The following is an 8,836-nucleotide window of genomic DNA, read 5'->3' as shown; positions in this document are numbered from 1 at the left end:
GCCCGACACACCCCTGACGCGACCAGGAGCCGCGACGGCTCCCACCGACTCACCATCCCCCTCCGGCCCCGACTGACCGCCGCCGAACTCACCCAGGTCCTACTCAGCTCCCCGCTACCCGACTACGACGCCGCCAGCCCTGACCAGATCCGCCAGGCCGTCGAAGGTCAACTCCTCCTCCACGGCTACGCGGCGCTCCGCCCGGTTCTCGACATCGACTCGCAGGACGACCGGCACGACGCCGCCCGCGCCGCCGTCCACCGCGCGTACGGAGCCCGTTTCCACGACGGCGAGTCCACCGACTTCTTCGCCGCCGGGAGCCTGCTCAAGCTCGTCCTCGACTGGCGAGACGAGGAGCAGCAGCCGTGAACTCAACCGCCGACCCGGTCGAGCCTCGCGGAGCCGTCGAACGGCAGCACCGGTACTGGCGCATCCGCAACGCCCGGACGCGCGCCCTGCAGGCTCTCCTGCCCGCTGGCCGCGCATGGCACATCGCCCCCGGCCACCCGGGCGGCGCGTACTCCGACCTCGGCACCGGCCCAGGCGTCAGGGACCGTCACCTGCCGACGCTGCTGACCCGCGACGTGGACGACCGCCGCCAGGAGATCTACCGAGGCGGCTGTCTCGGATGCGCGTGGGAGGGCAGCGAGCACGGCGGACGCGGCTGGCGGGAAGGGGCCAACCAGGCCGTCGAGGACGCCCACGATCACGCCTTCCCCAGCTGGCGCTCCCTGCCCGTCCTCGACCTCCGAACCGCCGCTTCTCCGCACCGTGCCGAGCGGCTCTGGCGGGGCATCACGACGCGCTATCCCTCCGGATGGGTCGACGCCGGCGCTCCCGCGCTCTGCACGCGCCCCGGCGCCGACGCACTTCACCTTCCCCCGTCGGGCAGGTACCCGCGCTACCGCCTGTTCGTCAAAAAGCCGCCCCACCGCGGAACTACGACGACCACACGGGGCGAGCCCGACCTGCTCTTCTGACACTTCCCGATCACCAGTGCCCGCCCGCCGCATTCACGCGGCGGGCGGGCACCTCGGTTTGATTCGCCGACGTGATCCGCGATTCCATGGAAGCGCACCGACAGCGATCACACATGAGCGAGGCCCCAGGGTGATTCCCGCCGGACGTACCCCCGCGGACTCAGCCCGCGCCGCGCAACTCCTCGGCATCGCGCTCGGCACCTTCCGCAACCGCAAGGCCTGGCAGAAGCTGCCGCCCACCCTCAGCAGACCGGAAACCCGCCAACGGATCTGGGACGAGGAACAACTCCTCGCCGCCGTCGAAGACCGCCCCATCCCACCACTTCCCACCGAGCCCCACCCCAGGGACCTGCTCGACCTCGAAGAAGCACGCCTCACCATCCCCGAGGAACAGCGCCCCACGGCGGAGACCTGGGCCAGCTACATCTCTGACGGAATCGGCCCGAGCCCCGATGAGAGGGTGTTCGGCGTTCCGCACTTCTACCGCGCGACCATCCCCGCCTGGCTCGCCGCCCGCCCAGGACGCGGAGCCGGCGGCGGCCGCCCCATCGGAGCGACCGACACCCGCCCACGCGACCACTCCAACGACCCCCGCCACCACCGCGCCCAGCAACGCATCGCACACGTCCGCCGCCTCCTGGCCGCCGACGCCGAGACGCCAGCCGAGCAGGTGGCCGCCGAACTGTCGATCTCCAAACGCCACGCCGAACGGCTGATCGCCCAAGTCCGCGCCGAAGGCTGACCCCTACCCGGTTGGCACAGTCACCGGCTCGGCCTCGCCGGAAGCCTGCTGCGGCACCTGCTCGGCCGTGACCGGCCGGCGCTGTGCGCCCTGCTGCTCACGCCGGTGCCGGCGCTCGTAAGCGCGGATCTCCTTCGCGTCGAACGCGGTCACCTCGGCCAGGGCCTCGACGGACGGAAACACCTGGACCGCGTTCGCCAACGCCGCCGCCACGGCGGCGCGCGCCGCCTCGAACCGTTCCACCGCGCCGTCGATCTCGTGCAGCGCCGCCATCTGCGCCTGCTGACGCCGGCGGAATTCCTTTCGTTCGTTCTCCTGTCTCTCCCGCAGCCGACGCCGTCTTTCCTGCGTCGCCCGGTCATGTCGCGATGCCATGCCCGGAATGCTGCTGCGATTCGAGCCGGCATCGCAACGAGCCGCGCCCGGGCGGGCGCGGCGGCCCGCCCGGATGGCGGCCACCCCAACACGCGCATTCCACGAGCAGCAGCAAAAATCAATGAGAGCCAGCGAGAGCACAAGACCGACCACACAACAGCACAGCGAACAGCGATGCACAGTACAGCTCCAAAGGAGCTGAAATTCGAAGAGCTCTTTCAGGCACACCGTTTGCACTCCGGCGCCATTGCCGATCAGCCGCCTATGCTGCCGATCATGATCAGCCACCTTCTCGATGCCGCCGGGCGGCGCGGATCGGGCGGTGGCTTGTGATCACGCTTCATCCGATCAGTGCCGGCTCGGGCATCGACTATCTGCTGCGCACCGTCGCCTCCGGTGACGTGACGATCGGTCGGAGCGAGGCCGCCGCGTACTGGGCCTCGGGCGGTGACACCCCGGGGTGGTGGTTGGGGAGTCAGGCCGCGGCGCTGGGACTGCGGGGGCAGGTCTCTCAGGAGGCGGCCGACGCCTTGTTCAAGGACGGCGTCGACCCCACCACCGGCCGGCCGTTGGGCCGGGTCTGGCCGAGGTATCCGACGGTGGACGAGCACCTGGCAGCGCTGCTGGAGGCCGAGCCGAACGCCTCCGCGGCGCGACGCGAGCAGCTACGTGAGCAGGCCGAGAAGGTCGGCAACCGCACGGCGCGCTCGGGGTGGGAGATGGTGTTCTCGCCGGTCAAGAGTTTCGCCGTGCTGTGGGGTACCGCGAACGATGCCACGCGCGCCCGGCTCGAAGAGGTCGAGCGGGCCGCGTTCCAGAAGGCGTTCGCTCGGGTCGAGCGGGAGGCGTGCTGGACCAGGAGCGGCCCTGGCGGAGTCGTACAGCTTCGCGGCGAGGGCCTAATCGCGGCCGGCTTCGAGCACCGTTCCAGCCGGGCCGGGGACCCCGACTGGCATCGGCACGTGGCGATCTCGACAAAGGTGCGCACGGAGGATGGCCGCTGGCTCGCCCTGGACGCTCGGCACCTGCACCGGCTCGTCGTCTCGCTGTCCGCCCAGTACACGGCCGAGATCGAGCGCGGCATGTTCGAGGAGTTCGGGGTCCTGGCCGCGCCCCGCACGGACACGATCCGGCAGGACAAGCGGCCGGTGCGGGAGTTCCTCGGCGTCTCGGACGCCGTGATTCGGGCGTTCTCCGCGCGGCGCGCGCAGACCGAGCGGAATCTGACGGCGCTGCTGCACGAGTTCCGCCAGCTGCATGGCCGTGAGCCGTCCCGGCCGGAGGAGTACGAGCTGGCCCAACGGGCGGCGCTGACCGCGCGCCCGGACAAGCAGGCGCACGACCTTGAGGAGGAGCGCGAACAGTGGCGGGCCCGCGCACGAAAGCTGGGCGTGCGCCGGCCGCACCGCTGGCTCGTCCGGGCCCGGCGCGCGTCGCGGGCTGCCGCCCGTCGGCACGAGATCACGCCGCTGCCGGAGGTCGTCGAGCGGGTCCTCGCGACGTTGGAGGGCGATCGGGAGTCCTGGACGCGGGCGAACGCGGAGGCGGAGACCTACCGCCAGCTGGTCGCCGCCGGCTGGCACCTGCGACCCGACTGGGACGGGCTGGTCGACCGGGTCGTCGAGCGGGTGCTGCACCCCGACCGGTGCGAGCTGGTCTCGCCCCCGGAGCCGGTGCCCGTGCCCGCTCGCTACCGCCGGCCGGACGGCACTCCGGTCTTCGTCCAGCACGGCGCCGCCCGCTACACCAGCCACCGTCTCAAGGCCACCGAGATGGACCTCGTCGAGGCCGCGCGGCGCCCCGCCCCGGTGCTTCGCCTGACCACCGAACAGGTCGACGCGGCGCTCGCGACCGGCGACGTGGCCCGCGGCTTCGTGCCCTCCGCCGAGCAGCGGGACATCGTCCGCGCCGTGTTCACCGGCGACACCCGCGTCCAGGCCGTCACCGGCGGCGCCGGCACCGGCAAGACGACCATCATGGCCCTGGTTCGCGAGGTCGCCGACGCCCACAGCATCCCCGTCCTCGGACTGGCCGGCGGCCAGGTGCAGGCCGACAACCTCGCGGAGAAGGCGGACATCCGCGCCGAGAACCTGGCCCGCTGGCGTTTCATGTCCGAGGTCTACGCCCCCGGCGCCCCGGAGTGGACGCTGCCGGCCGGCGCGATCGTCATCGTCGACGAGGCCGGCCAAGCCGCGACCGGCGACCTGCACGCCGTGCTGGGCCAGGTCGCGGACGCCGGCGGACGGTTGCTGCCGATCGGTGATCCCCGCCAGCTCGGTGCCCCGGGCGCCGGCGGCGCGCTCGACCTCATCGCCAGCGACGCCGGCGCCCTGCGCCTCACCGAGGTCCGCCGCTTCCGCAACGCCGACGGCACGCCCCGGCGCTGGGAAGTGGAAGCCGCCCGGGCCCTGTCGGCAGGTGACGGCGACGCCGCCTGGACCGCCTACGCGTCCCGCGGACGTCTCCACGAAGGCGCACTCGACGCGCTGCTGGAGCAGGCATACGCGGCCTGGCACAGAGACACCGCGGAAGGGCTGACCAGCATCCTGCTCACCCCCACCAACGTGCTCGCCGCCAAGCTCTCCCACGTCGCCCGCACCGCCCGCGTCCAGGCCGGACTCGTCGACGACACGACCACGATCGAGCTCGCCGACGGCAACCGCGCCGGAGCCGGCGACCAGCTCGTCACCCGCGCCAACGACCGCCGCCTCACCTGTCACAACCGAACACGCCAGTACGTGCGCAACGGCGACATCTGGACCATCGTCGCCGTCACCGAACACGGCGCCCTCGACGTCCGCCACAGCCTCACCGGAGGCCGCGTCACCCTGCCGAGCGCATACTGCGCCACCAGCACCGAACTCGGCTACGCCATCACCCACACCCGAGCCCAGGGCGTCACCGTGCACACCGGCCACGCCCTCATCGTGCCGAGCATGGACCGCAACAGCGCCTACCCCGCCCTCACCCGAGGCGCGCTGGAGAACCACGGCTACCTCGTCTGCCGCGACCAGGTCGACATCGAGAGCAGCGAACCGGCGCCCGACCGCACCGGCCGTCAGCTCTGGGCCGCCGTCGTCGCGGCCAACGGCACCCAGCTCTCGGCCACGGCCCAGCAACGTGCGGCGCTCGACGAGGCCGAGTCCCTCCGCACCCACGAGCCCCGCCTCCGGCAGGTCCTGCGCGACATCGCCGAGGCCGAGACCATCGACGCCATCGCCCGCCTCCTCGGCCCCGCCGCCGCACGCCAGCTCTCCAGCGCGCCGGCCTGGCCCGCCCTGCACGCACAGCTCCTCCAACTCGCCGAAGCCGGCATCGACACCGACCGGCTGCTGAGGCACACCTACTTCGCCCGCGACTTCCTCACCCCCGACGGAACGCCGGTCGACGACGCCGCGGCCATCGTCCACGCCCGCAACCGCCGGGCCCTCGACCCGGCCAAAGGCGGCAACCCCGGCGCCTTCCGCCACGAGCCGGACGCCCCCACGCCCACCACCGCCGCCGGCTACGAAACCGACCCGGCTGCCGACCCCACCGACGTGCTCGCGGCGGTCGGCCTCCGGCTCCCCGACCCGGCTCCGCACGACGACCGCCGCACCTACGCACACGCCCTCGCTCGCCAGCTCCGCGAACGAGCCGCCGTTCTCGCCGAACAAGCCCAACGCGACGCCAACGCCGGCACCGGCTGGGCCGCCGCCTTCGGCCCCGAACCGACCACCGTCCCCGAGGCCGTCGCCTGGCGCGAACGTCTCACCGCAGCCGCCGCCTACCGCGACCTGGCCAACTACCAGGGCGCGGACCCCACAGGGCCAGCGCCCCTCGCCGAGGACGGCCACCTCCGTGGCCTCTGGCGCGCCGCCCAACGCCCCACCGACGAGCCCGCGCCGCTGCTCGCTGCCCGGCTGGCCGCGCGGGCACCCGCCTGGCTCGACGCCCTCGGCCCGCGCCCCGGCCCCGGCGACCGGCTCCGCCCCGTGTGGGACGAAGCCGCGCACGCCATCGCCACCTACCGCGCCCTCTGGAACCATGCCGCCGAGCACGTCGCCCTCGGCACGCACCCGACCGAACCCGTCCAAGCCGCCGACTACCGCAGGGCCTCCCGCGCCATCGCCCGCTGGCGCCTGGCGACACCGCCCACCATCGTCCGCCCCGACCTCACCGTCGCACGCGGCCAGGCCGGCGCGCCCCACATCGCCGCCGCGCAGGAGGCTGCGGATCGCTGGCATGCCGCCGACCAGACCGCCACCCGCGCCCTCCAACGAGCCGAGGACGCCACCAACCGCGCCGCTGCCGCTGCGGCATCGGCCAACACCGCCAGCGCCCATGCCGACGCCGCCGAACTGCTGCGACGCGCGGCCCGGGCCCGCAACCAGGCCGATGTCGCCGTGGCCGAACGCGACGCCGCCCGACGCCACGTGGAACGACTTGCCCCCGGCCTTCTCACGGCACGCGCCGACGCCCGCCGCGCCGCCGACCTCCGCCGGCGCCAGGCCCAACGCTCAGCCGCCGACGCCCGCCTCCGCGACGCCTACGACCGCCGCCCCTCCGTCCCGGACATCGGCCGTGACCCGCACCAGCCCGAGCTTCCCGGCCTCTGACGCCGCGACAGCCGGATTTCACCCTTACCAGCGACGTGCCGATCACCCCCCTCAAGCCCGTTCACGCAGGAAAATGAATCCTGATTCCTTCTCCCCGATCGACCTGCGAGACGTTTATGAGCGCACCCGCTCCCCTGGCCGAACTGCACGAGGCGCTGCGAAGCGACCGGCCCATCGAAGTCCTGGACGCCAGCTGGGAAGCCTTCGACCTTGGTGCGCAGGCAGCCGACGCGGTCGCCTGGACCGACGGGTTCGACGAGCTCCAGTCCCTCGTCGCCGCCCAGATCTGCACCGCCGGCAGAGACATGTTCTTCCCTCCGCGGACCGGCAGCCCGCCGTCCCTTCCACAATCGCGTGACGAAGCCCTGGACGGCTGCGCGGAGTTGCTGAGGCACGTCCACCGCGCGCTGATCGGGCTCAGCGACCATCCCCAGGTCCCCACCGATTCCGTGCTCAACGCCGCCGCCCTGGCCGAGAGGGCCGCGGTGTCGCTCGAGTCGATCCGGATGTCCTGACGCATGCCGGTCACGCTCGGCTCCACGTTCGACGCCTCCGTCGAGGCGCTGGGGACCGCGACACGCTCCGTCCCGGCGATTCCCGAAGCGGGGCAGATCCGCAGCCTGGTGTTCCAGACGCAGGAGTTCTTCGCCGCCCTCCGCGCCTACCCGGACACCTTCGCGCGAGACGCGGCACGAGCGCCCGGGTCGGTCACGGTGATGAGCCGGGCGCTCACCGACATCCGCGCCCACTTCGCCATTGCCGACCACCACCTGGCAGAGGCCCTGCGACGATCAGCGGTCGTCAGCGGACCGGCCGGCGAACCCGCCGGACACCTCCAGACCGCGGCAACCCACCTCGGCATCTCCCGCGACCTGATCAGAAGCCACCGCGGCCCCGACGGCGACCCGCTCACTCCCTACCTCCACCTCCTGGCCTCCGCCGGCGCGCAGCGCTACATCTTCTACCGTGTCACCGACGTGGCCTGGGAGCTCGGATTCTTCATCGAACGCCTGGCACAGGTGACCAACAGCCCCAGCGTTCGGTCGGCCCTGCGCCAGGCACGGCAGGCGCTGCGCCAGGCCGTGGTCCTCAGCCGGCAGGCCAACGCCGACCGCATGGTGGAGTTCGCCGAGCTGACGCCCGCCCCGGCGCTCGTCATCGACCACGCATTCCAGCCCGACCTCCCCGGCACGCTCGCCCGCGTCGGCGAGGAGTGCGACCGCGTGATCCGCGCCATCTTCCAGGCCAACCGAGGCCCGGCGGGACCGTTGAGCGGCTCCGACCTGCCACGGATCGCCCGAAGCCTCGCCCTCGGCCACCTGCTGACCGGCCGCATCCTGCTCCACCTCGCCGAACATCAGCCGCCCGAACTCGGCGACCAGCTGCGCGCCGCCGCCGACGGTCTCCGCACCACGGCCCAGAGCTGGCGAGACGTGGACGGCACGTTCCGCAGAATCGTCGACATCACCGACCCCCGCGAACACCCGGCCCTGCCGCGCTACAACTACGTCGACGTCCAAGCCGGCCGAGTCGCCCTCATGCCCAGGACCAGCCCGCACCCAGCCGCCATCAGCGTCCAGACCCTGAGCGTCCGCATCGGCCAACTCCTCTACGGCACGCAGTGGACCCCCACCACGCCACGCCCACAGCCCCGACACGCCTCCGACATCCTCAACGACACCGGCGGCATCGGCCCGCTCCTCCGCGACCTCCACCGACTGCCAGCCCTCGGCCAACACCTCGCCCAGGCCGGGCCCCACCTGCTCCACGCCATCAAGCACAACCTCGTCACGGACTCCGTCGAGCACCGCCCCTTCCGCGCCAAGAGCCGAACCCGCTGGTTCCCCGTCTCACCCCGCCAACTCGACCACCTCCTCGGCGTCTTCCACACTGCGGCCGACCACGCGAAGACGGCGGCCCGCGCGATGGTGAGCGGCGCCACCGCGGCCGGAGTGGACACGCCTCGAGCCCGCCTCGACGCGGTCGTCCCACGGCTCGCCGCACCGCAACCGTCCACCCCACCCAAGGTCCCCGGCATCAACGCCCCGGCCGTCGAGAAGACCCCCGAGCCCTGGGTGCCGGCCTACCGCATGCCCGCAGCCCGCCGGGACATCGAACGCAGCCTGCGCTTGGCCTACGAA

At 72.8% G+C, this 8,836-nt stretch carries 7 protein-coding genes; 6 read left to right on the top strand and 1 reads right to left on the bottom strand.

Annotated features, from left to right (window positions below):
• From E1265_RS37385 to E1265_RS28920, 3 genes are all read left to right on the top strand, one after another.
• On the top strand, positions 1-369 hold a 369-nt coding region (locus E1265_RS37385), incomplete at its 5' end, for a DUF6181 family protein (RefSeq protein WP_165953922.1).
• The gene (locus E1265_RS28925) at positions 366-980 is read left to right on the top strand and encodes a DUF6349 family protein (protein WP_132933952.1); all 615 of its coding nucleotides are present in this window, start codon (positions 366-368) and stop codon (positions 978-980) included. The genes E1265_RS37385 and E1265_RS28925, both read left to right, overlap by 4 nt.
• Before the next feature lie 130 nt (positions 981-1,110).
• Positions 1,111-1,722, top strand: a complete 612-nt coding sequence (locus tag E1265_RS28920) for a hypothetical protein (RefSeq protein WP_132933951.1) — start codon at positions 1,111-1,113, stop codon at positions 1,720-1,722.
• A gap of 3 nt (positions 1,723-1,725) precedes the next feature.
• Here the strand turns inward: E1265_RS28920 and E1265_RS28915 are convergent, their stop codons facing one another.
• Entirely contained in the window at positions 1,726-2,385 is a 660-nt protein-coding gene (locus E1265_RS28915; protein ID WP_132933950.1) for a hypothetical protein, read from the bottom strand.
• A 41-nt stretch (positions 2,386-2,426) separates the two neighbouring features.
• Here E1265_RS28915 and mobF point away from each other — a divergent pair, with 41 nt between their 5' ends.
• From mobF to E1265_RS28900, 3 genes are all read left to right on the top strand, one after another.
• Positions 2,427-6,695: a MobF family relaxase gene (mobF, locus tag E1265_RS40445; RefSeq protein WP_132933949.1), complete on the top strand. Its 4,269-nt coding sequence runs from the start codon at positions 2,427-2,429 to the stop codon at positions 6,693-6,695.
• Between the two features lie 116 nt (positions 6,696-6,811).
• Positions 6,812-7,210, top strand: coding sequence for a hypothetical protein (locus E1265_RS28905; protein ID WP_132933948.1), 399 nt, complete (start codon positions 6,812-6,814; stop codon positions 7,208-7,210).
• A gap of 3 nt (positions 7,211-7,213) precedes the next feature.
• Positions 7,214-8,836 (top strand): hypothetical protein (locus E1265_RS28900; protein ID WP_132933947.1); only part of this gene is annotated, 1,623 nt, incomplete at its 3' end.

It is taken from the genome of Streptomyces sp. 8K308 (assembly GCF_004348315.1).
GTDB lineage: Bacteria > Actinomycetota > Actinomycetes > Streptomycetales > Streptomycetaceae > Streptomyces.
This window is presented reverse-complemented; position numbering and strand designations above follow the sequence as displayed.

Excerpts from the sequence above, each read along its gene's own strand:
- E1265_RS28905 (WP_132933948.1), top strand. The coding sequence starts at position 6,812 with ATGAGCGCACCCGCTCCCCTGGCCGAACTGCACGAGGCGCTGCGAAGC.